At 72.1% G+C, this 21,399-nt stretch carries 23 protein-coding genes and 3 tRNA genes; 12 read left to right on the top strand and 14 right to left on the bottom strand.

Annotation, left to right across the window (positions count from 1 at the left end):
- Positions 1 to 6: 6 nt before the first annotated feature.
- Both ABZ154_RS14700 and ABZ154_RS14695 read right to left on the bottom strand, forming a co-directional pair.
- Entirely contained in the window at positions 7 to 540 is a 534-nt protein-coding gene (locus ABZ154_RS14700; RefSeq protein WP_356832478.1) for a hypothetical protein, read from the bottom strand.
- Entirely contained in the window at positions 537 to 662 is a 126-nt protein-coding gene (locus ABZ154_RS14695; protein ID WP_356832476.1) for a hypothetical protein, read from the bottom strand. Before ABZ154_RS14695 ends, ABZ154_RS14700 begins: the two co-directional genes overlap by 4 nt.
- Before the next feature lie 512 nt (positions 663 to 1,174).
- Here ABZ154_RS14695 and ABZ154_RS14690 point away from each other — a divergent pair.
- A tRNA-Ser gene (locus ABZ154_RS14690) sits at positions 1,175 to 1,264 on the top strand.
- A 146-nt stretch (positions 1,265 to 1,410) separates the two neighbouring features.
- Here ABZ154_RS14690 and ABZ154_RS14685 read toward each other — a convergent pair.
- Positions 1,411 to 2,301: a bifunctional DNA primase/polymerase gene (locus tag ABZ154_RS14685; RefSeq protein WP_356832474.1), complete on the bottom strand. Its 891-nt coding sequence runs from the start codon at positions 2,299 to 2,301 to the stop codon at positions 1,411 to 1,413.
- 176 nt (positions 2,302 to 2,477) lie between these two features.
- On the opposite strand from ABZ154_RS14685, the gene ABZ154_RS14680 reads away from it, so the two are divergent.
- From ABZ154_RS14680 to ABZ154_RS14640, 9 genes are all read left to right on the top strand, one after another.
- Complete coding sequence (locus ABZ154_RS14680; protein ID WP_356832472.1) at positions 2,478 to 2,708, top strand: hypothetical protein; 231 nt, start codon at positions 2,478 to 2,480, stop codon at positions 2,706 to 2,708.
- Positions 2,709 to 2,951: 243 nt separating this feature from the next.
- Positions 2,952 to 3,266, top strand: coding sequence for a hypothetical protein (locus ABZ154_RS14675; RefSeq protein ID WP_356832470.1), 315 nt, complete (start codon positions 2,952 to 2,954; stop codon positions 3,264 to 3,266).
- Positions 3,267 to 3,568: 302 nt separating this feature from the next.
- Positions 3,569 to 4,747, top strand: a complete 1,179-nt coding sequence (locus ABZ154_RS14670; RefSeq protein ID WP_356832468.1) for an acyl-CoA dehydrogenase family protein — start codon at positions 3,569 to 3,571, stop codon at positions 4,745 to 4,747.
- Positions 4,747 to 5,706 (top strand): OB-fold domain-containing protein, encoded by a 960-nt coding sequence (locus tag ABZ154_RS14665; RefSeq protein ID WP_356832466.1) that lies wholly within the window; start codon positions 4,747 to 4,749, stop codon positions 5,704 to 5,706. Before ABZ154_RS14670 ends, ABZ154_RS14665 begins: the two co-directional genes overlap by 1 nt.
- A gap of 1 nt (position 5,707) precedes the next feature.
- Entirely contained in the window at positions 5,708 to 6,754 is a 1,047-nt protein-coding gene (locus ABZ154_RS14660; RefSeq protein ID WP_356832464.1) for an acyl-CoA dehydrogenase family protein, read from the top strand.
- A complete protein-coding gene (locus ABZ154_RS14655; protein WP_356832462.1) occupies positions 6,751 to 7,167 on the top strand; it encodes a MaoC family dehydratase in 417 nt (138 codons plus the stop codon). Before ABZ154_RS14660 ends, ABZ154_RS14655 begins: the two co-directional genes overlap by 4 nt.
- A complete protein-coding gene (locus tag ABZ154_RS14650) occupies positions 7,164 to 8,330 on the top strand; it encodes a lipid-transfer protein (protein ID WP_356832460.1) in 1,167 nt (388 codons plus the stop codon). The genes ABZ154_RS14655 and ABZ154_RS14650 overlap by 4 nt, the downstream gene beginning before the upstream one ends.
- 159 nt (positions 8,331 to 8,489) lie before the next feature.
- Positions 8,490 to 9,059, top strand: coding sequence for a SigE family RNA polymerase sigma factor (locus tag ABZ154_RS14645; RefSeq protein ID WP_356832458.1), 570 nt, complete (start codon positions 8,490 to 8,492; stop codon positions 9,057 to 9,059).
- 134 nt (positions 9,060 to 9,193) lie between these two features.
- Complete coding sequence (locus ABZ154_RS14640) at positions 9,194 to 10,846, top strand: long-chain fatty acid--CoA ligase (protein ID WP_356832456.1); 1,653 nt, start codon at positions 9,194 to 9,196, stop codon at positions 10,844 to 10,846.
- 83 nt (positions 10,847 to 10,929) lie between these two features.
- Here ABZ154_RS14640 and ABZ154_RS14635 read toward each other — a convergent pair whose 3' ends face one another.
- Both ABZ154_RS14635 and ABZ154_RS14630 read right to left on the bottom strand, forming a co-directional pair.
- Positions 10,930 to 15,009, bottom strand: coding sequence for a PAS domain-containing protein (locus ABZ154_RS14635; RefSeq protein ID WP_356832454.1), 4,080 nt, complete (start codon positions 15,007 to 15,009; stop codon positions 10,930 to 10,932).
- Between the two features lie 247 nt (positions 15,010 to 15,256).
- Positions 15,257 to 15,808 (bottom strand): SSI family serine proteinase inhibitor, encoded by a 552-nt coding sequence (locus tag ABZ154_RS14630; RefSeq protein WP_356832452.1) that lies wholly within the window; start codon positions 15,806 to 15,808, stop codon positions 15,257 to 15,259.
- A 299-nt stretch (positions 15,809 to 16,107) separates the two neighbouring features.
- On the opposite strand from ABZ154_RS14630, the gene ABZ154_RS14625 reads away from it, so the two are divergent.
- Both ABZ154_RS14625 and ABZ154_RS14620 read left to right on the top strand, forming a co-directional pair.
- A tRNA-Ser gene (locus tag ABZ154_RS14625) sits at positions 16,108 to 16,198 on the top strand.
- A gap of 216 nt (positions 16,199 to 16,414) precedes the next feature.
- Positions 16,415 to 16,487 (top strand) — tRNA-Arg (locus ABZ154_RS14620).
- 78 nt (positions 16,488 to 16,565) lie between these two features.
- Here ABZ154_RS14620 and ABZ154_RS14615 read toward each other — a convergent pair.
- The 9 genes from ABZ154_RS14615 to ABZ154_RS14575 all read right to left on the bottom strand — a co-directional run bounded on the left by ABZ154_RS14615 (position 16,566) and on the right by ABZ154_RS14575 (position 21,393).
- Complete coding sequence (locus tag ABZ154_RS14615) at positions 16,566 to 17,792, bottom strand: site-specific integrase (protein WP_356832450.1); 1,227 nt, start codon at positions 17,790 to 17,792, stop codon at positions 16,566 to 16,568.
- Positions 17,789 to 17,995, bottom strand: a complete 207-nt coding sequence (locus ABZ154_RS14610) for a helix-turn-helix domain-containing protein (protein ID WP_030562864.1) — start codon at positions 17,993 to 17,995, stop codon at positions 17,789 to 17,791. Before ABZ154_RS14610 ends, ABZ154_RS14615 begins: the two co-directional genes overlap by 4 nt.
- Positions 17,995 to 19,398, bottom strand: coding sequence for a replication initiator protein RepSA (gene repSA, locus ABZ154_RS14605; protein WP_356832447.1), 1,404 nt, complete (start codon positions 19,396 to 19,398; stop codon positions 17,995 to 17,997). Before repSA ends, ABZ154_RS14610 begins: the two co-directional genes overlap by 1 nt.
- 2 nt (positions 19,399 to 19,400) lie before the next feature.
- Positions 19,401 to 19,595: a hypothetical protein gene (locus ABZ154_RS14600; protein WP_356832445.1), complete on the bottom strand. Its 195-nt coding sequence runs from the start codon at positions 19,593 to 19,595 to the stop codon at positions 19,401 to 19,403.
- 5 nt (positions 19,596 to 19,600) lie between these two features.
- On the bottom strand, positions 19,601 to 19,786 hold the full coding sequence (locus tag ABZ154_RS14595) for a hypothetical protein (RefSeq protein WP_356832443.1): 186 nt from the start codon (positions 19,784 to 19,786) through the stop codon (positions 19,601 to 19,603).
- Between the two features lie 93 nt (positions 19,787 to 19,879).
- Positions 19,880 to 20,206: a SpdD protein gene (locus tag ABZ154_RS14590; protein WP_356832441.1), complete on the bottom strand. Its 327-nt coding sequence runs from the start codon at positions 20,204 to 20,206 to the stop codon at positions 19,880 to 19,882.
- 14 nt (positions 20,207 to 20,220) lie between these two features.
- Positions 20,221 to 20,409 carry a mobile element transfer protein gene (locus ABZ154_RS14585; protein ID WP_030718186.1) on the bottom strand — a complete coding sequence of 63 codons (189 nt, stop codon included), beginning with the start codon at positions 20,407 to 20,409 and terminating at the stop codon, positions 20,221 to 20,223.
- Between the two features lie 20 nt (positions 20,410 to 20,429).
- Positions 20,430 to 21,116, bottom strand: a complete 687-nt coding sequence (locus tag ABZ154_RS14580) for a DUF2637 domain-containing protein (RefSeq protein WP_356832436.1) — start codon at positions 21,114 to 21,116, stop codon at positions 20,430 to 20,432.
- A 79-nt stretch (positions 21,117 to 21,195) separates the two neighbouring features.
- Entirely contained in the window at positions 21,196 to 21,393 is a 198-nt protein-coding gene (locus tag ABZ154_RS14575; RefSeq protein WP_356832434.1) for a hypothetical protein, read from the bottom strand.
- Between the last annotated feature and the right edge of the window lie 6 nt (positions 21,394 to 21,399).

Genomic DNA, 21,399 nt, shown 5'->3' with positions numbered 1-21,399 from the left:
AGCTGCTTACGGAAGCTGCTTCTTCTCGGAGTGGTAGGCGTAGGCGTAGCCGCCGCTCTCAGCGCCGGTGGCGACGGCCGAGAAGCCGAGAGGACCTGACTCGGCCGTGCCGATGCTCCGCTGGAAGATGGTGGCGCCGTCGCACACGTGGGTGCCCGCGGCCGACGCCACCTCCTTGCCCGCGAGGCGGAAGGCCAGTGCCACCTTGGCGCCACCCGTACAGGTGAACGCGAACGACACGCTCAGCACGTCCTCGGGCACGGAGGCCAGCGTGTTGCCGAACTGCCGCTGCAGCACACCGTCCCCCTCGCCGAGGGACTCGATGTTGACGATGCCCTTCTCCAGCACGGACTTCGCCGCTTCGGCGGCGGATGATTTTTCCGCAGTGGCCGAGCCCGGCCCCGTCACGCTCGGGCTCTCCGAGGACGGCTCGGCCTGGTCGCTCGGCCCGCACGCCCCGGCACCGAGCAACGCCGCGACGGACAGGGCGACGGCGACTCGCCGTACAGCCCTGCCGTCCGCACCCCTGGCCCACATCATGAGTTCTGCCGGCCGATCGGCATGTACGGCACGATCTCCGCGCCGTCGGCCGGAACCGGCTCGTCCGCCGGAGCGGCGGTACCCGTGCCGGCCCCTGCGAGTAGGACGGCGCTGGCGGTCATGAGAGGCAGTGCGGTACGCATGGCGATGCGGTTCAAGTGTCTCCGTTTCTTATGCAGGTCGGGAGGGCCCCTGGTCAGAGAGCCGAGACCAGTCACGCTGAGCGATGTCCAGAGGAGGCTCCAGACGCTCCGAGTGATCTTGTTACGCCGTTTCTACCGTGCTGCGGAAGGGAAGGGCAATCGCTCAGTGGTGCAGATCACGTACGGGATCCGAATTGCGCAGTGCGAGCGCGGAGTTACCTCGGAGGAACCTCGGAGCCCGGAGAGCGCGACGCCTTCCCCGTCCAGGGGCACGACGGCCTCTGGTTGCCCTGCGTGTCAACGGCACGCCCCGCGGGCGGTCTTGTCCTCATGTCCGCTGAGCAGCACCCGGAGCGCCACCCGGCAGCCTCGTGAGAGGCGCCTCCGCGGTCAACTCCCATCCCTATGGCCGACCTGTGGCCGGACTGCCCTGCACGAGGCGCCCAGCCGGTAGGCTGTTGACCGCTCCGCAGCACGTGAAGCAGGGCGAAGGTGGGTTGCCCGAGCGGCCTAAGGGAACGGTCTTGAAAACCGTCGTGGCAGCGATGTCACCGTGGGTTCAAATCCCACACCCACCGCCAGGTGAGAGAAGTAGCAGGTCAGAGGGCGGGTCTCCGGAATGGAGACCCGCCCTCTATGCGGTGGTCCGCCCGGAGGGGTCCAAGCGCCCTCAGTGCCACCGGCGTTTGGGTCACGGAGCCCGGTGAGCGCTGCTGCCCGGACTCCGTCACCCCCGCCCCCGCGTCAGCCGTTCCGCCGACGCGATCGCCGCGCGGGCCTCCTGCTCCGTGAGGCCCGTGCGGACCGCTGCGGCGGTGAGGGCGTCGGCCAGGGCGTCGCCGAAGCCGTGTTCGTAGGCGCGGCAGGCCGCCCAGAACAGGCGGGTGTTGCGCTGGCCCTCGTGGGCCGCCAGGACGAACTGGATCAGGCCCTCGCCCCGGCGGCCCGGGGACTCCGGGGTGCCCGCGCTGCCCATGGCCGTTCCGGCCGGGCGACGTGAAGGGGTGAGGAGGCGGAGGAGGGCGCGGGGGCAGGGGGCCGGAGTGAGGTGGGCGGTGCCGGGGGCCAGGCGGTAGCGGCCGTGGGCGGTGACCGAGCCAGGGCCGACCAGGTAGCCGCCGTTGCCGCGGATGTCGATGCCCGGGGCGAGGCGGCCGGCCGAGTTGGGGACCGTGGTGTCGGCGGGGCCGGTGAGCCAGAGGTGGCGGCCGCCGCTGGGGGTGAGCACCGTGACGGTGGGCGGGATCGTGAACAGGTGCTGGAGGGCCAGCTGCCGGAGCGCGCCCACCGAGTCGTTGCCGTACGCGATGTCCACGTCCAGGTCGATGCCGATGAGCTGGTGCGGGGCGAGCCCGCAGGCGATGCCGTAGCCGGTGGCCCGGGGCGCGGCGGCGAAGAGCGCCCGGACGGTCGCGGGGTCGGTGGTGGCGTCGTGCACCCCGTGGCCCGGCAGCCCGCACTCGCCCCGGCAGCGGACCGGCGGCTGCTCGCCGCGGTGGGGGGAGCGCAGCGCGGGGAGCTTGGTGGCGGACAGGGGGAAGACGGGAAGCCCGCGCCCGGCGGCGGAGAGGGCGTGGGCGAGGGCCAGGGTGGCGGTCTGCCGGTCGATGGTGGCCATGACCCCAGTTTCGTACATTCGTTCGAATAAAGGAAGTGGGGCTGAGCGCTGCCGGGCCAGGCTGCGTAGCTTCGTCTTGAGGAGCGGGAGGTGGGTCCGCAGGACTCGCACGAGACCCTCGCCCTTCCCGAAGTCCTCGGCGTCGGCGCGGCCAACTCTCGGGAGGCCTCGACATCGTGGTCGAGGGCACGGCGGAGCAGGTGACGGATCCGGTGCGGCAGGACGAGGTCATCGCCGCGTTCGAGGCGCAGTACGGGGACCCCATCACCTCGCCGGAGGGCGCCTTCTTCGGCTTCGGCGACAGCATCCGCGAGGACAGAGACCTGTTGTTCGCCGTGGCACCCATCACGGCGTACGGCCTCGGACACGACGGCCAGGTGTTCAGTCATGCCCGGTACACCTTCTAGCGGGCCTCCTGCTCGTAGATGCGGGTGCGGCGCTCGGCCGGGGTCGTTGTCGCAGAGGAGGTTTATCGCCTCTTCTTCATGCTTGCGAGGGAATCCGACGGCACAGCACGGTTCGCCGGGGATGTGCTGGGCAACTCTGGTCTCGCGACGTCGTGACCAGCACCGGGGCGGTCGGCCAACTTTCCCGGAACCAGCCGCACATGTAGCTATGAAGCCGGACTTCCGGTTCCTGGAGGAATTGACATGGCAAGCATCCGTACCGCTCGTGTTCTCGCCGCAGTCGCCGCGCTGCCTCTGACCGTCGCCCTCTGCGGCGGTGTGGCCCTGGCGGACAACGGCTCCTTCGCGAACGACGGATCGAACGCGGCCGTGGCGACGATCGGCGGCAGTGGCGTCGGCGGCAACAACACCGGCAACTCCTCGACGACACAGCAGCAGGCCGTCGGATCCGGTGCGTCGAACCAGAACACCTCGGCCCAGGTCAGCGGCTCGGCCTTCACCGCCATCGACCAGTCGGACCACAGCGTCGCCGTGAACTTCACCCCGTTCTTCTGGTGATGCCCCCTGGCGGTGATGCCCTGGCGGTGATGCCCCGGCGGTGGGTGCCCGGCGGTGGCGCCCGGCGGTGACGCCGCTTCCGTGACGCCGCTTCCGTGACGCCACTTCGGCGATCAGGTGTCCGGGACCTCCCGGGGGGTGGGTCCCGGCCGTCCGAACAGCAGCCCGTGCGGCGGCACTTCCGTGCCCCGCGCGGGCTGTCGCCGTTGCCTTTGGTTGTTGGACCCTTGACAGGGGAAGCAAACCTGACGGACAGTCAGCAACCGTCCGGCTGCCATGCTTCCCGCCTCTGGAGGTCCGCCGTGCACCTCGCCCCGACGGAGCGCCAGCAGCAGCTGCGTACCGAACTGCGCGCGTACTTCGCGGCCGCGCTGCCCGAAGGAGGAAGCTGGCGCGACGATCGGGGTGAGCAGCGGCGGCTGCTCCGGCGGATCGGCGCCGACGGGATGCTCGGTCTCGGCTGGCCCGTCGCGTACGGGGGGCAGGGCCGGGGACCCGACGAGCAGTTCGTCTTCTTCGACGAGGCGTACCGGGCCGGCGCCCCCGTCTCCATGGTCACCCTCAACACCGTCGGCCCGACCCTGATGAAGTACGGCACCGAGGAGCAGAAGGCGTACTTCCTGCCCCGCATCCTCAGCGGCGACCTCGTCTTCGCGATCGGCTACAGCGAACCCGAAGCCGGTACGGACCTGGCGGCCCTGCGGACCCGCGCTGTGCGGGACGGCGGCGACTGGGTCATCGACGGCCAGAAGATCTTCACCAGCAGCGCCCAGCAGGCCGACTGGATCTGGCTCGCCTGCCGTACGGACCCGGAGGCGCCCAAGCACCGGGGCATCTCGATCATCCTCGTGCCGACCGGCGACCCCGGCTTCTCCTGGACGCCCATCGAGACCGTGGGCGGGCTGACGACGGCCGCCACGTACTACGACGGCGTACGCGTCCCCGCCTCGAACCTCGTCGGTGAGGAGAACCAGGGGTGGGGGCTCATCACCAACCAGCTCAACCACGAACGCGTCGCCCTCGCCGCCATCGGCATGCAGGCCGAGGACTTCTACGAGGAGGCCCTCGCCCACGCCCGTACCCCCGACCCCGCCACAGGGCGCCGCCGGATCGACGAGCCGTGGGTACGCGCCCGGCTCGCGGAGGCGTACGCCCGGCTCGCGGCGACCCGGCTGCTGAACTGGCGGCTGGTCGGCGCCGTGGGAGCGGGCGCGCTCGCCCCCGGGGAGGCGAGCGGCGTGAAGTTCGCGGGGACCGAGAGCGCGGTGGAGGTCTATCGGATGTGCCAGGAGGTGGTGGGTGAGGCAGCCCTCCTCCGGGGCGGGTCGCCCGGCTGCTTCGGCACGGACGGCGGTGGTGGTGGTGAGCTGGAGCGGATGAACCGGGCCGCGCAGATCAACACCTTCGGCGGCGGCGTCAGCGAAGTGCAGCGCGAGATCGTCGCCACGATGCGTCTCGGGATGACGCGGGGCAAGCGGTGATGCCGGGCGACCGGGCGGTGCGGGCCGACGTCCCGGACCCCCTGTACGACCGGCTCACCTCCTACGCCGGCCGCCCCGCCGCCACCGCGGGCACCGGCAAGGACCCCGTCAACGCGCCCATGATCCGCCACTGGTGCGAGGCCATGGGGGACGCCTCCGCGGCCTACCGGGGGCCCGACGCCGTCGCCCCGCCGACCATGCTTCAGGCCTGGACCATGGGTGGGCTGACCGGGCACCCCCACGGTACGGGCCGCTCAGCGGCGTACGACGAACTCCTCGGGCTCCTCGACGGCGCCGGGTACACCTCCGTCGTCGCCACCGACTGCGAGCAGGTATATCTGCGGCCGCTCCGGCCCGGCGACCTGATCACCTTCGACGCGGTCATCGAGTCCGTCTCCCGCCGCAAGACCACCAAGCTCGGCACCGGGTACTTCGTCACCACCCGCATGGACGTCCGCGCCGACGGCGAACCCGCCGGGACGCACCGCTTCCGCATCCTCAGGTACCGCCCCGCGCAACAAAAGCCCGCGAAGCCGGAACCGCCCCTCCGCCCCCGCCCCGTCATCAACCGCGACAACGCCGGATTCTGGGCCGGGGTCGCCGAGCACCGCCTCCTCATTCAGCGCTGCACGGGCTGCGCCACCCTCCGCTTCCCCTGGCTCCCCGGCTGCAACGCCTGCGCCGGCCAGGAGTGGGACACGGTCGAGGCGGGCGGCGAGGGCACGGTCTTCAGCCATGTCGTGATGCACCACCCGTCCTTCCCCGCCTTCGACCCGTCGGGCGAGGGCGGTCCGTACGCCGTCGCGCTCATCGAGCTCGCCGAGGGCGTCCGGATCGTCGGCAACGTGGTCGGGGTGCCGTACGACAAGGTCCGCGTCGGCCTGCCGGTACGGCTGGAGTTCCTGCGTGCGGACCCCGATCTGGAACTTCCGGTCTTCCGGGCGAGCGAAGGCGGTTGAGATGGACTTCACCCCGAGCGAGGAGCAGGCAGCGGCGCAGGGTCTGGCCGCGCGGATCTTCGGTGACCTGTCGACGCACGAGCGGCTGGTGGCGGCCGGAACGGGTACGGACGCGGGGCTGTGGAAGGAGCTGTGCACCGCCGGGCTACCCGGCGCGGTGGAGGACATCGGGCTCCTCGGTCTGGTCCTGCTCCTGGAGGAACAGGGTCGGAGCACGGCCCAGGTCCCGCTGGCGGCGACCTGCGTGTACGGGCTCCTCGCGGTCGTCGAGCACGGTACGGCGGAGCAGCGGGAGCGCCTGCTGCCCGCCCTGCGCGACGGTACGGCGGTGGCGACGGGGGCCTTTCCGGCGCGGGGCGGAGTGCGGGCGGTGGACGGGGCGCTGTACGGGGTCGTGCCCTGGGTGCCGTGGCTGCGGGACGCCACCCATGTGCTGGTCGCGGATGCCGAGCGGGAGTTGTGGTTCGCCGAGGTGCGGGCGCCGGGCGTGACCGTGGTGCCCGTGGAGACGACCGCGCCCTGGTCGGCGGGGCGGCTCGGCCTCGACGGCGTACGGGGAGAGCCCCTCGGTACGGGCCCGGGGGCCTGCGCCGCGGTCCTCGCCGCGAGCCGGACCGCCTTCGCCGGGCTCCAGGCGGGCGTCTGCGCGGGCTCCCTCGCCCGGGCGGTCCAGCACACCACCAGCCGCGAGCAGTTCGGGCGGCCGCTCTCCACCAACCAGGGCGTCCTGCTCCGTGCCGCCGACGCCCACATGGACACGGAAGCCATCCGGGTCACGGTGTACGAGGCCGCTTGGCGGCGGGACCAGCAACTGAGCCGTGGGGCTCAGGCGTTGACGGCCGCCTGGTGGGCCTCGGAGGCGGGCCGGCGGGTCGTGCACGCGGGGCAGCACCTGCACGGCGGCTCCGGGGCCGACCTCGACCACCCGGTTCACCGGCACTTCCTCTGGGGCCGTCAGCTCGACGCGTACCTCGGCTGCGGCACCGAACTTCTCTCGGAGCTGGGCCTGTTGATAGCGGGCGACGGCTGTCAGGAGGGCGTGTCGTGAACGGGACGTACCGCGTCGGCGACGCACTGCCGCCCCTGGAGATCCCCGTCACCCGCACCCTGATCGTCGCGGGCGCCATCGCCTCCCGGGACTACCAGGACGTGCACCACGACGCCGAACTGGCCCGGGAGAAGGGCTCACCGGACATCTTCATGAACATCCTCACCACCAACGGGCTCGTCGGCCGCTACATCACCGATCACTTCGGGCCCGCCGCCGTTCTCCGGAAGGTGGCCATCCGGCTCGGTGCTCCCAACTACCCGGGGGACGTCATCCGGTTGACCGGCCACATCACATCCCTGAGAGACGGACAACACCCTCTTATAGAGGTCGCTGTCGTCGGCGACAACCGTACAGGGCGTCACGTCACCGGAAAGGTCACCGTGGCGATCACCAGGGAGGGCGGCGCATGAGCGTCCGGCGGGCCGACACCCTCGGCGGAAAAGCGGCCATCGTCGGCATCGGCGCCACCGAGTTCTCCAAGAACTCCGGCCGCAGCGAACTCAAACTCGCCGTCGAGGCCGTCGGCGCCGCCCTCCACGACGCGGGCCTCACCCCCGCCGATGTCGACGGCCTCGTCACCTTCACCATGGACACCAGCCCCGAGATCACCGTCGCCCAGGCCGCCGGGATCGGGGAGCTGTCCTTCTTCTCCCGTGTTCACTACGGGGGCGGCGCCGCCTGCGCCACCGTCCAGCAGGCCGCCCTCGCGGTGGCGAGCGGGGTGGCCGACGTCGTCGTCTGCTACCGGGCGTTCAACGAGCGCTCCGGTCGGCGCTTCGGCTCCGGTGTCCAGCGGCGCGAGCCCACCGCGGAGGGCGCGGCGCTCGGCTGGAACCTGCCGTCCGGGCTGCTCACCCCCGCCTCCTGGGTGGCGATGGCGGCCCAGCGCTATCTGCACACGTACGGCATCGGACCGGAGGTCTTCGGGCAGGTGGCGGTGGTCGGCCGGCGGCACGCGGCGCGGAACCCGGCGGCGTACTTCCACGGGCAGCCGATCACGCTCGCCGACCACGCCGCCTCCCGCTGGATCGTCGAACCGCTGCGGCTGCTCGACTGCTGCCAGGAGACCGACGGCGGCCAGGCCCTCGTGGTCACCAGCGTGGAGCGCGCCCGCGACCTGCCCCGGCCGCCCGCCGTCGTCGTCGCGGCGGCGCAAGGCGCGGGCCGGTCCCAGGAGCAGATGACGAGCTTCTACCGGGACGGCCTGACCGGGCTGCCCGAGACCGGGGTGGTCGCCCGGCAGCTCTGGCGGAGCTCGGGGCTGGCCCCGGCCGATATCGACGTGGGCATCCTCTACGACCACTTCACGCCGTTCGTCCTGATGCAGCTGGAGGAGTTCGGTTTCTGCGGCCCGGGGGAGGGCGGGGCGTTCGTCGCGGCGGACGCGCTGGCCCTGAACACCCACGGGGGTCAGCTGGGGGAGGCGTACCTCCATGGGATGAACGGCATCGCGGAGGCCGTCCGGCAGCTCCGCGGTACGTCGGTGAACCAGGTGGCGGGGGCGGCGAGGTCCCTGGTCACGGCTGGTGCGGGGGTCCCGACGTCCGGGCTGATCCTCGGCGCGGACGGCTGAACCACCCCGGACGGAGTCGGGGGCGGACCCTTACGGCGCCGCGGTGGCCCGTCCACCTTCAGGAGGTGGAGGGTGAGCCGGCCCTACAACCTGAGGCGGACGGCCCTTCGGGACCTGGGGGCGATCCCCCGGGCGGGCCCCGCTCCTAGCGTTGAGTACATGACCACGCCAGTCTGCACGGGCGCCTCCAGGGCGGCCTCCGCCACCGCCGCCGGCCCGCACCACACCCACGCGCCGTACGCGTCGTTCTCCTCGTACGTCCGGGCCCGTGGCCCGGTCCTGCTGCGCACCGCGCGCTCGCTCACCGCGAATCCGTGCGACGCGGAGGACCTGCTGCAGACCGCGCTCGCCAAGACGTACGTCGCCTGGGAGCGGATCGAGGACCACCGGGCGCTGGACGGGTACGTCCGGCGGGCGCTGCTGAACACCCGGACCTCGCAGTGGCGCAAGCGCAAGGTCGACGAGTTCGCGTGCGAGGAGCTGCCCGAGCAGGGCGGCGTCGCGGCGCCCGACCCGGCCGAGCAGCAGTCGCTGCACGACGCGATGTGGCGTGCGGTGCTCAAGCTCCCGGACCGCCAGCGCGCGATGGTCGTCCTGCGGTACTACGAGGACCTCAGCGAGGCCCAGACGGCCGAGGTGCTCGGGGTGTCGATCGGTACGGTCAAGAGCGCCGTCTCCCGCGCCCTCGGCAAGCTCCGTGAGGACCCGGAGCTGACGCCGGTGCGCTGAGCCCAGCGATCTGGGAAGTGTCCCCCGTCGGCCCCCGGACAGGAATTTCCTCCCGCGAGTAGTGACATACCGCTTGGTATGTGCGCAGAATCAGCGCAACCTTACTGCCGCGTAGCGCCCACCGGGAGGACGCCGTGCTGAGCACCATGCAGGACGTACCGCTGACTGTCACCCGCATCCTGCACCACGGGATGACGATCCATGGGAAGTCGCAGGTCACGACCTGGACCGGCGAACCCGAGCCGCACCGACGCACCTTCGCCGAGATCGGCACCCGCGCGACCCAGCTGGCCAACGCGCTCCGCGACGAGCTGGGCATCGACGGCGACCAGCGGGTCGCCACTCTCATGTGGAACCACGCCGTCCATGTGGAGGCCTACCTCGCGATTCCCTCCATGGGGGCCGTGCTCCACACCCTCAACCTCAGGCTGCCGCCGGAACAGCTCGCCTGGATCGTCAACCACGCGGACGACAAGGTGGTCATCGCGGACGGCACGCTGCTGCCGCTCCTCGTGCCGCTCCTGCCCCACCTGCCGAGCATCGAGCACGTCGTCGTCTCCGGGCCGGGCGACCGCTCGGCGCTCGCCGGGGTCGCGCCGCGCGTGCACGAGTACGAGGAGCTGATCGCGGGCCGCCCCACCACGTACGACTGGCCTGATCTGGACGAACGCCAGGCCGCCGCCATGTGTTACACCTCCGGCACCACCGGGGACCCCAAGGGCGTCGTCTACTCCCACCGCTCGATCTACCTGCACTCCATGCAGGTCAACATGTCGGAGTCGATGGGGCTGACCGACAAGGACACCACGCTCGTCGTGGTCCCCCAGTTCCACGTGAACGCCTGGGGGCTGCCGCACGCCACCTTCATGAGCGGCGTCAACATGCTCATGCCGGACCGCTTCCTCCAGCCGGCCCCGCTTGCCGAGATGATCGAGCGCGAGCGCCCGACCCACGCCGCCGCGGTGCCCACCATCTGGCAGGGCCTCCTCGCCGAGGTGACCGCCAACCCGCGCGACCTCACCTCCATGGCCAACGTGACCATCGGCGGCGCGGCGTGCCCGCCCTCGCTGATGGAGGCGTACGACAAGCTCGGCGTCCGGCTCTGCCACGCCTGGGGTATGACGGAGACCTCGCCGCTGGGCACCATGGCTCACCCGCCCGCCGGGCTGAGCGCCGAGGAGGAGTGGCCGTACCGCATCACCCAGGGCCGTTTCCCGGCCGGTGTGGAGGCGCGGCTGGTCGGCCCGGCGGGCGAGCACCTGCCGTGGGACGGCGAGTCGGCCGGGGAGCTGGAGGTCCGCGGCGCCTGGATCGCCGCCGCGTACTACGGCGGCGCCGACGGCGAACACCTGCGGCCCGAGGACAAGTTCAGCGAGGACGGCTGGCTGAAGACCGGTGACGTCGGCGTGATCAGCACCGATGGCTACCTCACCCTCACCGACCGGGCCAAGGACGTCATCAAGTCGGGCGGCGAGTGGATCTCCAGCGTGGAGCTGGAGAACGCGCTGATGGCCCACCCGGACGTCGCGGAGGCGGCCGTCGTCGCCGTACCGGACGAGAAGTGGGGCGAGCGGCCACTGGCGACGGTGGTCCTCAAGGAGGGCACCACCGGTACCGACTACGAGGCCCTGAAGGCGTTCCTCGCCGAGTCGGGCATCGCGAAGTGGCAGCTGCCGGAGCGCTGGTCGGTGATCGCCGCCGTGCCGAAGACGAGCGTCGGCAAGTTCGACAAGAAGGTGATCCGGAAGCAGTACGCGGCCGGGGAGCTGGACGTCACCCAGCTCTGAGGCGTCGGTCCTGTCTTGGTTTCACGTGAAACAGGGCGGGGGCGGTACGGGAAATCCGTACCGCCCCCGCCCTTTGTGCGCGGTCAGTTGGTGCCTATCTTCGCCAGCAGGTCGACGATCCGGGACTGCACCTCGTCGCTGGTCGACCGCTCCGCCAGGAAGAGAACGGTTTCCCCGGAAGCGAGCCGCGGCAGCTCCGAGGAGTCCATCCCGGCCGACGTGTAGACCACCAGCGGGGTGCGGTTGAGCTGCCCGTTCGCGCGCAGCCAGTCGATGATTCCGGCGCGCCGACGGCGTACCTGCATCAGGTCCATGACCACCAGGTTGGGCCGCATCCGGCCCGCCAGGTCGACGGCCTCGCTGTCGGTCGCCGCCCGGGCGACCTGCATCCCGCGCCGCTCCAGGGTCTGCGCCAGCGCCGCCGCGATCTCCTCGTGCTCCTCGATCAGAAGAACGCGGGGCGGGTGCTGCTCGCTGTCGCGGGGGGCCAGTGCCTTGAGGAGGACGGCAGGGTCCGCCCCGTACGCGGCCTCCCGGGTGGCCTGCCCCAGGCCGGCCGTGACCAGCACCGGAACCTCGGCGGCGACGGCCGCCTGGCGCAGCGACTGCAACGCCGTACGGGTGATGGGCCCGGTCAGCGGGTCGACGAAGAGCGCGGCGGGGAACGCGGCGATCTGGGCGTCGACCTCCTCACGGGAGTTGACAATCACCGGACGGTAGCCCCGGTCGCTGAGTGCCTGCTGGGTCGGCACGTCGGGGGCGGGCCAGACGAGCAGCCGACGCGGGTTGTCCAGCGGCTCGGGGGGCAGCTCGTCGTCGAGCGGGCGGGGCTGCGGACGGTTGGCGACCTCGACCGCGCCGCCGGGCCCGTCGAGTGGCTCGGGACCCTCGGCGCCCTCGTCGGGCGCCCCTATGGCGTACGCGCGCCCCTCGGCCACCGGAGGCGGCAGCAACTGGCCGGAGCCGGGGTTGGTGGCGTCGGTGGGCCCTTGAGCCTCCGGGGACCGAGGCTGAGGAGTGAGGGGCTGATGGGGTACTTGGGGCTGCTGTCCCTGTGTGGCGTCGACGGCCGGGTCCTGGCCTGCGGCAGACGGCTGGGCCGAGGGGCGCTCGCCCTCCGGCGGGGCGGTGAGCTTGCGGCGACGGCCGGCTCCGCCGAGGCTCTGCTGCTGGTTCGGCGGAGCGGGCTGGGCGGGCTGGTTCTGCTGCTGGGTGAGGTGCTGCGCGAACGGCACCCCCTGGCCCAGCGTCCGCACGCTGAACGCGCGTCCCTGGGTGGAGTCCGGGTTGACACCCGCCATCGGCTCCTCGGCGGGCAGCGGCTGCCGCCGCGCGTCCGGCACCCGAACGCCCGCGCCGGAGTCCGCCGGGTGCGCCGCCGGGACGGCCGCGGTGCCGGTGGTGTGGGCGGTCTGCCCGTTGCCGCCCCAGGACCGGTCGTCCGGTGCGGGGCGCGGGGAGCCCGGGGCTTGCGGTACGCCGCCCCAGGACTGGTCGTCCGGTGCCGCGTCGCCGTGGAGGGGCGCGTCCGGGCCCGGGGCACCCGACCAGTCGGCGTGCGGCGCCACGGGGTGGGCCTGCGGGGGCGTGTGGCCGGCCTCCGGGGCGGTGCGCCCGTGGTGGCTCTCGTCACCGGGCGGGGGTACGGGGGCGGTGCCCGGTGCCTGGACGGCCGCGGGAGCGGTGGCCGGTGCGTGCGGTGCGGCCGGAGTCCGGTCCGCGTCGGCGGGCGGCAGGGCGAAGGCGGTACGCGGACCGGCCTCGGCGGCGGTGCGCTCCTGGGCGGCGGCCAGCGCTCGGCGGGCCCGACGGCCCCCGGGCTGCTGGGCCTGGAGCTGGGCTTGCTGGTTCGGGCCGTTCTGGCTGCCCGGGCCCTGCTCCGGGCCCGTACCGCCGTTGCCGGCCGCGAGGGCGGGGAGCGCCGGGCGGTGCTCGCCCTCGCGCCGTGCCCGCCGTCCGGCGGGCGGTACGGGCTGCTGCGGGTCCGCCGGTACACCCTGCGGCGGCACGGTCTGCCCGCGCTGGGGACGTCCGGCACCCTGGGCACCCTCGGCCGCGGTGACGACTGAGCCCTCGGACGGCGCGGCGGGCGCGGCGGAGGTCAGCGCGAGGGCCTGCCGCTGCGGCTGCTGAGTCTGCTGCTGAGCGGTCTGGGGCGGTCCGATCTGCGGCGGACCACTCTCCGCCGGGCTGGGCCTTCCGCGCCTGCGACCCGACCCCTCACCCTGCTGGGCAGGGATCAGCTCGGGAACCGCCTGTTCCTCGTCCGCCGCCGGCCCACGGCGCGCACGGCGGCGCCCGGTCGGCTCGGCGAGCTGCCCGTCCTCCGGGATCTCCGCGACCGCGACCCCGGCCTCGGACGCACCGGCGGGGCTGTCCAGGAACGCGTCGGTCGACGACCGGCGCGCCCGCCGCCGCCCGCCGCTGGTGACGCCCGGAGCCCCGACACCCTCGGAGGGGGCGGGCGGAGCCAGGGATGTCTCCACCGGCACTTCAGGTGGCTCGATGGCGCCCGAGCCGGCGCCGATCGGGATGTCGAGAACGTACGCACTGCCGCTCATCCCCGGCATCTCGTGCGTCTGGAGCACACCGCCGTGCGCCTGGACGATGCCGCGCACGATCGGCTCGTGCACCGGGTCTCCCCCGGCGAACGGGCCGCGCACCTCGATCCGGACCACGTCACCGCGCTGGGCGGCGGCCACGACGACGGTCGAGTCGACGTATCCGCCGCCGGGGACGGCCCGGGTCTTGCCGGTCGAGTCGACTCCGCAGACGTCCGCGACGAGGTGGGCGAGGGCGGTCGCGAGCCGGGGTGCGTCGACCTCGGCCTCGATCGGCGGGGCGTGCACGGCGAACTGGGCGCGCCCGGGCCCGATCAGCTCGACCGCCCCGTCGATCCCGCCCGTCACGATCCCGTCGACCATCGCGGGAACCTTGTGCAGCCCCTCCACGCCGGCGTCGAGGCGCTGGTAGCTCAGCACGCTGTCGACGAGGGTGGTCATCCGGGCGTACCCGGCGGCGAGGTGGTGCAGGATCTGGTTGGCCTCGGGCCACAGCTGCCCGGCCGGATCGGCGGCGAGCATGGACAGCTCACCGCGCAGCTCCTCCAGGGGCCCGCGCAGCGAACCGCCGAGGACGGCCGTGAGCTGGGAGTGCTGGGCGCTCAGAGAGGCGAGGAGCTCGGCCTGCTTCTCGGCCTCGGCGGCGTACCGCTCGGTCCGGTCGGCCAGCTCGGCGGCGTGGGCCTCCTTGAGCGCCTCCAGCTCGGCCGCGTGCGCTTCCTTGAGGGCGGTGACCTCGTCGGAGTGGCTCGTGGTCAGCTCGGCGACGACGTTCCTGTGCTGGGCGGAGAGCTCTTCGTACGGCCTGCGGTCGGTGAAGGTCATCACGGCGCCGACGAGCTGGTCCCCGTCGCGCACCGGCGCGGTCGTCAGGTCCACGGGCACCTGGGCGCCGCTCTTGGACCAGAGCACCTGGCCGCGTACGCGGTGCTTGCGCCCGGACTTGAGGGTGTCGGCGAGCGGCGACTCCTCGTACGGGAACGGCTCGCCCTCCGCCCGCGAGTGCAGGATCAGCGGGTGCAGCTCCTGGCCACCGAGGTCGCTGGCCCGGAAGCCCAGGATCTGTGCGGCGGCGGGGTTGACGAGGACGACGCGCCCGTCCGTGTCGGTGCCCACGACACCCTCGGAGGCGGCGCGCAGGATCATCTCGGTCTGGCGCTGCGAACGGGCCAGCTCGGCCTCGGTGTCGACGGTGCCGGAGAGGTCCCGTACGACGAGCATGAGCAGCTCGTCACCGGTGTAGCTGGAGTGGATGTCGTTGTAGGCGGCCTGGCCGCTGTCCAGACTGGCGCTGGTGACCTCGACCGGATACTCGTGCCGGTCGGTGCGGCGCGCGATCATGCGCGTCGGCTTGGTCCTGCCCTGCTCGTCCGCAGCCTCGGGCCGGCGCATCGATCCCGGGATCAGCGTGGAGTCGAACTCCGGCAGCAGATCCAGCAGTCCGCGACCGACGAGCGCGGTGCCCGGGGTCTCGAACATTTCGAGGGCGATGGCGTTGGCGTTGACGACCGTGCCGTTGCAATTGACGAGCAGAAGCCCGTCAGGAAGGGCATCGAGTATGGCTGCGAGGCGAGCAGTGCCTCGGGATGGCCTGCTGCTCACGACGACGCTTCCTCCCTGATTACCGCACCTTGCCGACAGCGGGCCCCATCTTGCCCCTCGGGCCGCAGACTGTCACTGGAGGAGTCTAAGGCCAGGGGAGGGCCCGGGGGCGGCGGATGAGGGGGAGCTCTCACCAAGGTTCTGTGCACGGCGTGTACGCCGCCGGCCTATGACGTGAGCGTCCGCGCACCCCGTGACGTGCGCGGACGCGAGACGGCGAGGGCCTTGCCGAAGATCGGCGAGGGCCCTATCGGAGGTCGGGGAGCACCGGAACCAGGTTGTTCCAGCGGGCGATCTCGCAGCCGTCGCCCCGGGTCACGGTGGTGTCCACGGGACGGCCCTCCCAGGTCCCGACGATGCGGGCGGAGGCGTCGCCGCCGTAGATCATGGTGCACATGGTGCCTTCGGGCGCCGCCCGGAACAGGTCCGGCCCCGTCCGCGTCGCCCCGACCTCCGCGAGCCGGTCACAGGCGCCCTGCCGCTCGGGATGGGTGCCTCCGGTGGGTCCGCAGGTCAGCTCGAACGTCCCGTCGGCCCCGGCGACCCCGGAGCGCTCCACGGTCACGGTGAGCCGGGTCCGCGCCGCGGGCTTCTCCTGGCCCACACCGCTGCCGCCGCCCAGGAACGAGGGGAGCGGGGGGAGCGGCACGGGCAGCGGCCCGAGGGCGGGGTGTGCGGCGGAGAGGGGCCCGGCGGTGGGCACGGCGGAAGGCACCGGACCGGTGGCGGTCGCGGCGGGTGCGGTGGTGGACAGTGCGGCGAGCGATACGACGGCGGTGAGAGCGAGACGGCGCAACATGCGGGCTCCTGTATCTCCGCATCACGGACGACCGCGGATGCGACGGATGACGGACGACGGACGGTGAGGTGGTGGGCGGCGGGCCGGCCGCTCGTGGCCGTGCCCGGCCGCTCCCGACCGGCGGAGGCCGAAGCCTCCACACCTCTCTAACGCGTCTGCCGCCCGGACGTTGCGCCACCACGCCGAAGTGCTTTGCCCTGGCCCCCGCATGGCTAGTAACGTGAGCGGCGATTGGTGACACGACGTTCGACTGTGTCATCATCTGCACGCACCACTCGCGTCCGCGCGAGGTGTGTGGAGGAGGCGTCGCCTAGTCCGGTCTATGGCGCCGCACTGCTAATGCGGTTTGGGTCTTAAAGCCCATCGAGGGTTCAAATCCCTCCGCCTCCGCTCCACCCCGAAGCCCCGTGCCCCTGGCACGGGGCTTCGGCCGTTCCCGGCACCGGGCCGCGTGCGCGGCCGTGGTCAGGAGGGCTGCTGAGATTGGCCCCAGAAGAGCATTTCCGCAGGTCAGAGGTGGTGCGGGCAATGGATTTCGCGTCACGGCGCAGGTCATGTAATGTTGTTCCCGCAACGCCGACCAGGCAGAAAAGCCCGGAACGCCAAGCACTCGTAGCTTAACGGATAGAGCATCTGACTACGGATCAGAAGGTTGCAGGTTCGAATCCTGCCGAGTGCACAGCAGGTGAGAGGCCCCCAGGAGAAATCCCGGGGGCCTCTCGCGTTGCCCGTACAGCAGCGAAGTACAGCAACCGTGTCAGCCGGTACCGCCCATCGCGTCGGACAGCTTGCCGATCGCCTCGCGCACCTCTTCGTCGGCCGCGTCCGCGTAGACGTCCATCGTCATGGCGATCTGTGAGTGCCGCAGGATGCGCTGGGCGACTTTCGGGTGGACCTTGAGGACGACCAGGAGCGAGCCGGTGGTGTGCCGGGTGTTCCGGAGCGGGATGACTCGGAGGCCCGCGCGACGGGACCGCAGAGCGAACATCCGGGTGAGGTTCCCCGGTTCGATCGGGGTGCCGTACTTCGTCGTGAAGACGAGGTCGTGCGAGCCCTGCCATAGCTCCCCGGCGGCTTTCCGATCCCCGAGTTGCTGGGCACGGCGCATCCGCAGGGCCTTGAGGCAAACGGCCGGCAGAGGCAGGAAGTCGTCGGAGTCCTCCGTCTTGGTCTCGCGGTGAAGGATCTCGCGCCCGGCCCGCTGGATCTGGTGGTCCACGTACAGCTCGCCGGTCTCGAAGTCGATCGACTTCCAGGTGAGCCCCAGGACCTCCCCGCGGCGCAGTCCGAGCGTCAGCACGAGGACCCAGGCCGCGAAGAGGTGGTCATCCCGGGCCGCAGCGTCAGCGAGGAAGAGACTGGCCTCGGTAGCGGACCACGGCTTGATCCGGCGGCGGCGAGGCTTGGGCACCTTGACGAGCGAGGCCACGTTCTTGCTGATCTCCTCCTCCGTGACCGCGTGGCTCAGCGCGGCCCGCAGGGCATCCCGGGAGCCCTGGACCACCCGGCGGGACGGGTAGGACTCGCAGCAGTCCCCGACCGCGCAGCACTTCCGCCGACCGGGGTCCCGCTTGGCATCCTTTCCCTGGGCGCAGCACTGGCAGAGCGTTGCGAGCTTGGTGAGCCACTCGCGCACGTCCCGCACGGTCAGCTTGTCGAGCCGCTTCGCACCGAGCTGCGGGGCGATGTAGAGCCGCACGTACCCCTCGTACGAGACGTACGTCAGCGGGGCCAGGTTGGGCTTCACGATCGAGTCGAGCCAGTAGGCGAGGAAGACCGCGAGGGTGCGGTGCCGGGTGGCCACCGGTCCCTTCTTCGCCTCAGCATGGAGGTTCAGCCACTTGTCGTGCACCTCGTCGCGAGTCTTGCCGTAGGCGTACTTCCGGGCCCGCTTCCCGTCCGGCTTGGTAACCCAGACGTACGCCGCGAAGCCGTTCTTGTACGGGTAGATGGAACCTTCCCCGTTGCCGCGCTTCCCGGTCATGCCGCCTGCCCTTCGGCATCGGAGGTGACGCGCTGGACGTACTCGTCAACCCACGCCGGGAGGATGCGCCGATTGCGGCCGATCTTCACGGAGCGGATCTCCCCGGTGAGCACGAGCATCTTCGTCTTGGAGAGACCGAAGCTCAGCATCTCGGCCACCTCAGCGGTGGTGTGCCACTTGGGCTGGATCACGGTGGTGGGCATCAGCGCTCCTCCCCTTCCAGGGCTTCGAGTTCGGCGCGGTGTTCGCGGGCGGTTTCGCGGTTGTGCTGGATGTCGCGGTGAATGTTGGCGGCGAGCCAGGATTCGCCGGGGGTGTGGCCGTTCCCGGCGTAGGCCCAGTGCGCGAGCGTGAGCGTGGTGGCCTCCGGGTGGTCGTCGGGGTCGGGGAGACCGAGGGCGGCGCGTTGTTCGGCGGCGCGGTAGTCGGCGCGGACCTGTCGCAGCGCGCCGAGCGTGGTGGAGTAGGCACGGGATTTGGTGGAGAAGTGGCCGCGGAAGCCGAGCATGTGGGCCCAGTCGCGTAGCTTGCGCTCGGGGTAGGCGTGGTGCAGGTCGAGGCACGCTTCGATCAGCCGCCGGGGGTGCTCGGGGACGTCGAGGAGAACGAGGGCTTCCTTGTTCCCGACCCGGTGGTCGACGGTCCCGGTCGTCTCGGCGGCTTTGGTGGCGTACTTCGCGACGTACGAGGCGACGGCCTGTTCGGTGAGGTCCTCGCCATTGCCGAACGCCCCGATGGGCTGCACGTCGAGCTGCGTGCCCCACCGCAGAGCCCAGCCGTCCCTGATCCCGGCTTCCGGATTGGCCGGCACGACGACTTCGACGCGGGCGGCGGCGGCGCGGATCGCGTCGTCCAGCAGGTCGAGGGTGGCCCAGGCCGGGGGCGGGGTGTCCGGGCCGTCGGGTCCGTCGAAGCGGATGACCGCGTGGAAGTGGACGGCTCCGCGCTTCTGGTACTCCGCGACCTTCCCGAAGGACACCTTGGACTGTTCGCGGGCGGCTTTCTGGGTGAGTCCCGCTCGCTTCGCGATCTCGCGGCGGAGGTAGATCGTGAAGTAGCGCCAGAGGTCGGAGGCGTGGTTGTTCCACAGCACCGCCCCCGCGTAGTCGTACGTCTCCGGATCGAGCGGTGTGCCCAGCTCCGGGGCGTCCTCCGGGTGCCGGGTACCGCAGCGGCAGGTGCGGTTGCCGGGCCGGTTGTGGACCGGGCCGAACGACGGGGCCGTCAGCGTCGCGAAGACCCGGGGGTGATCCCGGATCGTCGTCGGGGTGCCCTTTTCCGGATCGCCGGTGAGTCCGGCGCGGATGAGGTGGTAGGTGTCTCCGGCGTAGGTCCAGGCGCAGGCGGGGCAGCGGGTGGCGCGGCGGTTGCCGCAGGCGATCCGTAACCGGCCCCCGGGCTCGGTGTCCGTGGAGTAGTGGTGCAGCAGGGTGCCGGTGGTGCGGTCGATGGTCTTGGTGGCTCCGGTGAGGTGGATGGGCTGGGAACAGCCGCCGGTGCGGCGGAGTTGTTCGGTGAGGCGGTCGAAGCCGGGAGACCCGGCCACCCGGAGCAGATCGCCCAGGGTGGCCGGGTCCAGGCCCGCCGCGGTCGCAGCGGTGGTCATCGTCAGCGCCCCGCCCGGTTGTGCGCGGAACCGTGGTTGGCGGTGTAGCCGTCGACCAGGGCCTTGACCTGGCTGTCGCCCGTGGCGGTGGCCGAGGCTCCGCAGTGGCAGACCGCCGAGCCGGTGGCCGGGGTGTTCGGAGTGGGCTTGCTGACGTGGAGGCCGGGGCGGTCCGGGGTGGGGGTCAGGTCGGCCATGGCGCTCAGGCCCCCATCCGGGTGCGGGCGCGGGCGGCGGGGGTGGTGTGGCCGGTGCCGTGGCAGGCGGGGCAGTTCGCGGTGATGGTCTGGCGCTGCCCGTCAGGGGTGGTCTGGCCGGTGGTGATGGTGACGGTGGGGAAGCCGTCGCAGTGGCCGCAGATCGGCCGGGGCGGGGTGTGCTGGGGCATGATGGGATCTCCCTTTCGGGTCCGTTGGATCTGGAAGTGGAATGGGCGCCCGGGGCGGCGGAAACTTGGCGGTGGAAGCCGCCCCGGGGGCTGTCAGCGGTTGTTCGGGCGGTTGAGCAGCGAGCGCAGGACCACGGCGCAGATCGCGACGGACGCGGCGGTGATCGCGGTCGCGAGGAGCATCGAGACCAGGACCGTGCCGATGACCAGGACCATGGCGGTACCGCCAGCGGCGGCAACGATCAGCGAGCCGGGGGTGAACTGAACGGCCGACCGGGCGGGCGGCGCAGCCGGGGCCGGGGCGGTCGGGGTGTGGTGGCAGGTGCAGGCCGGGGTGTGGGTGATGCCGGTGAGCGGCTGGACGAGGGACGTTGCCGGGGTGGGGGCGGTGTCCGGGGGCGGGATCTTCGGGGTGAACACGGTTGGGCCTCCTGTTAGGGGTTGCAGCGGTGGGTGCGGGCGGCGAGTTCGGCGGCGGGACGGCCGTGGTAGTCGGCGGAGAAGTCGCAGCGGGGTGCGGTGCAGGCGGCGACGTGCTTGGTGCGGCCCCTGCCGTCGTAGTAGGTGCCGACCTGAACGGGGCCGAAGCGGACCATGTTCGTGAAGCGGTTCGGACGCGGCATGACGTGAACCTCCCTGTGGTTTAAGCGAGTTGGGCGGTGATGGCGTCGGCGAGGGGCGCGGGGACGCCGAGGCGAGCGCGCAGAGTGGCCGAGTCGATCCGACTGCCGGTGGTGGCGTGGTGGGAGTCGGCCAGCTTCCGGGCGTGATCCAGAAGGGCCGGAGGAACGGCCGCAACCGGAGTGGACACCGGAGCCGGAGCAGGCGCCACGGCTTCCTCAGGAGCAGGCGCGGGAGGAAGTTCGGGGGCCGGTTCGGGAGCGCGCTCCACCGTGACGTCGGAGGCCGGTTCGGGCGCGGAAGGGGCGGGCAGCGGTGCCGCGGCGACGGGCTGAGTCTCGGTGGGTGTGGCGGTGGGGCTGTGGACGAGGAGAGTTCCGCCGAGGAAGGCGAGGGCGGGCCATCCGGCGACGAGGATGCGCAGCCAGGCCGGGACGTTGCCCAGGTCGAGGAGTCCGGCGGTGGCGACGTTCGCGCCGAGCGAGGCGGCGAGGGCGATGATGAACCAGGCCCAGGCGGCGCGGTTGTCTGCGGTGGTGCGCATGCGGCGCCAGGCGGCGACGAGGAGCAGGTCGACGCTGACGGGGTAGGCCCAGGCTTTCCAGCCGTCTTGTCCGGCAGCTGCGGCCAGGTCGTGAAGGTGGGCGAAGGACAAGGCACCGGCGATCACGGCCTGGACGAGTACGGCGTCGATTCGGATGCGGGACACGAGTTCACCTCCTTTCGAAGGGGCGGAGCCGGGGCCGGGCGGGACACGGGGTTCACCGCCCGGCACCGGGGCGAAGGGGTCAGGCGTCGGGGTCGGTGCCCTCTCCGAGGCAGTTGAGGCAGAGGCCGTCCTGCTGGCCGACCGGGCGGCGTTTGCGTCCGACCCGCACCGTGATCGCGACGTTTCCGGTTCCGCCGCACGGCTGGCACGGCGCCGGTTCGACCGGGGCGGGGGCGGGGTTCTTCGGGGTCTTGGTGGTGGTCCGTTTGGTGGCCATGGCGGT

The sequence above is a fragment of the Streptomyces sp. NPDC006261 genome, from assembly GCF_040613515.1.
GTDB lineage: Bacteria > Actinomycetota > Actinomycetes > Streptomycetales > Streptomycetaceae > Streptomyces.
Note: the sequence above shows the minus strand (reverse complement) of the source record. Positions and strands in the feature narration are given on the sequence as shown.

Bases quoted from the DNA above. Each gene is read 5' to 3' on its own strand.
- ABZ154_RS14645 (WP_356832458.1), top strand. From the start codon at position 8,490: ATGACCACGCCAGTCTGCACGGGCGCCTCCAGGGCGGCCTCCGCCACC.
- ABZ154_RS14660 (WP_356832464.1), top strand. From the start codon at position 5,708: ATGGACTTCACCCCGAGCGAGGAGCAGGCAGCGGCGCAGGGTCTGGCC.
- ABZ154_RS14575 (WP_356832434.1), bottom strand. From the start codon at position 21,393: ATGGCCACCAAACGGACCACCACCAAGACCCCGAAGAACCCCGCCCCC.
- ABZ154_RS14595 (WP_356832443.1), bottom strand. From the start codon at position 19,786: ATGCCCCAGCACACCCCGCCCCGGCCGATCTGCGGCCACTGCGACGGC.
- repSA (WP_356832447.1), bottom strand. From the start codon at position 19,398: ATGACCACCGCTGCGACCGCGGCGGGCCTGGACCCGGCCACCCTGGGC.
- ABZ154_RS14650 (WP_356832460.1), top strand. From the start codon at position 7,164: ATGAGCGTCCGGCGGGCCGACACCCTCGGCGGAAAAGCGGCCATCGTC.
- ABZ154_RS14585 (WP_030718186.1), bottom strand. From the start codon at position 20,409: ATGCCGCGTCCGAACCGCTTCACGAACATGGTCCGCTTCGGCCCCGTT.
- ABZ154_RS14615 (WP_356832450.1), bottom strand. From the start codon at position 17,792: ATGACCGGGAAGCGCGGCAACGGGGAAGGTTCCATCTACCCGTACAAG.
- ABZ154_RS14630 (WP_356832452.1), bottom strand. From the start codon at position 15,808: ATGTTGCGCCGTCTCGCTCTCACCGCCGTCGTATCGCTCGCCGCACTG.
- ABZ154_RS14600 (WP_356832445.1), bottom strand. From the start codon at position 19,595: ATGGCCGACCTGACCCCCACCCCGGACCGCCCCGGCCTCCACGTCAGC.
- ABZ154_RS14695 (WP_356832476.1), bottom strand. From the start codon at position 662: ATGACCGCCAGCGCCGTCCTACTCGCAGGGGCCGGCACGGGTACCGCC.
- ABZ154_RS14665 (WP_356832466.1), top strand. From the start codon at position 4,747: ATGCCGGGCGACCGGGCGGTGCGGGCCGACGTCCCGGACCCCCTGTAC.
- ABZ154_RS14610 (WP_030562864.1), bottom strand. From the start codon at position 17,995: ATGCCCACCACCGTGATCCAGCCCAAGTGGCACACCACCGCTGAGGTG.
- ABZ154_RS14675 (WP_356832470.1), top strand. From the start codon at position 2,952: ATGGCAAGCATCCGTACCGCTCGTGTTCTCGCCGCAGTCGCCGCGCTG.
- ABZ154_RS14700 (WP_356832478.1), bottom strand. From the start codon at position 540: ATGATGTGGGCCAGGGGTGCGGACGGCAGGGCTGTACGGCGAGTCGCC.
- ABZ154_RS14685 (WP_356832474.1), bottom strand. From the start codon at position 2,301: ATGGCCACCATCGACCGGCAGACCGCCACCCTGGCCCTCGCCCACGCC.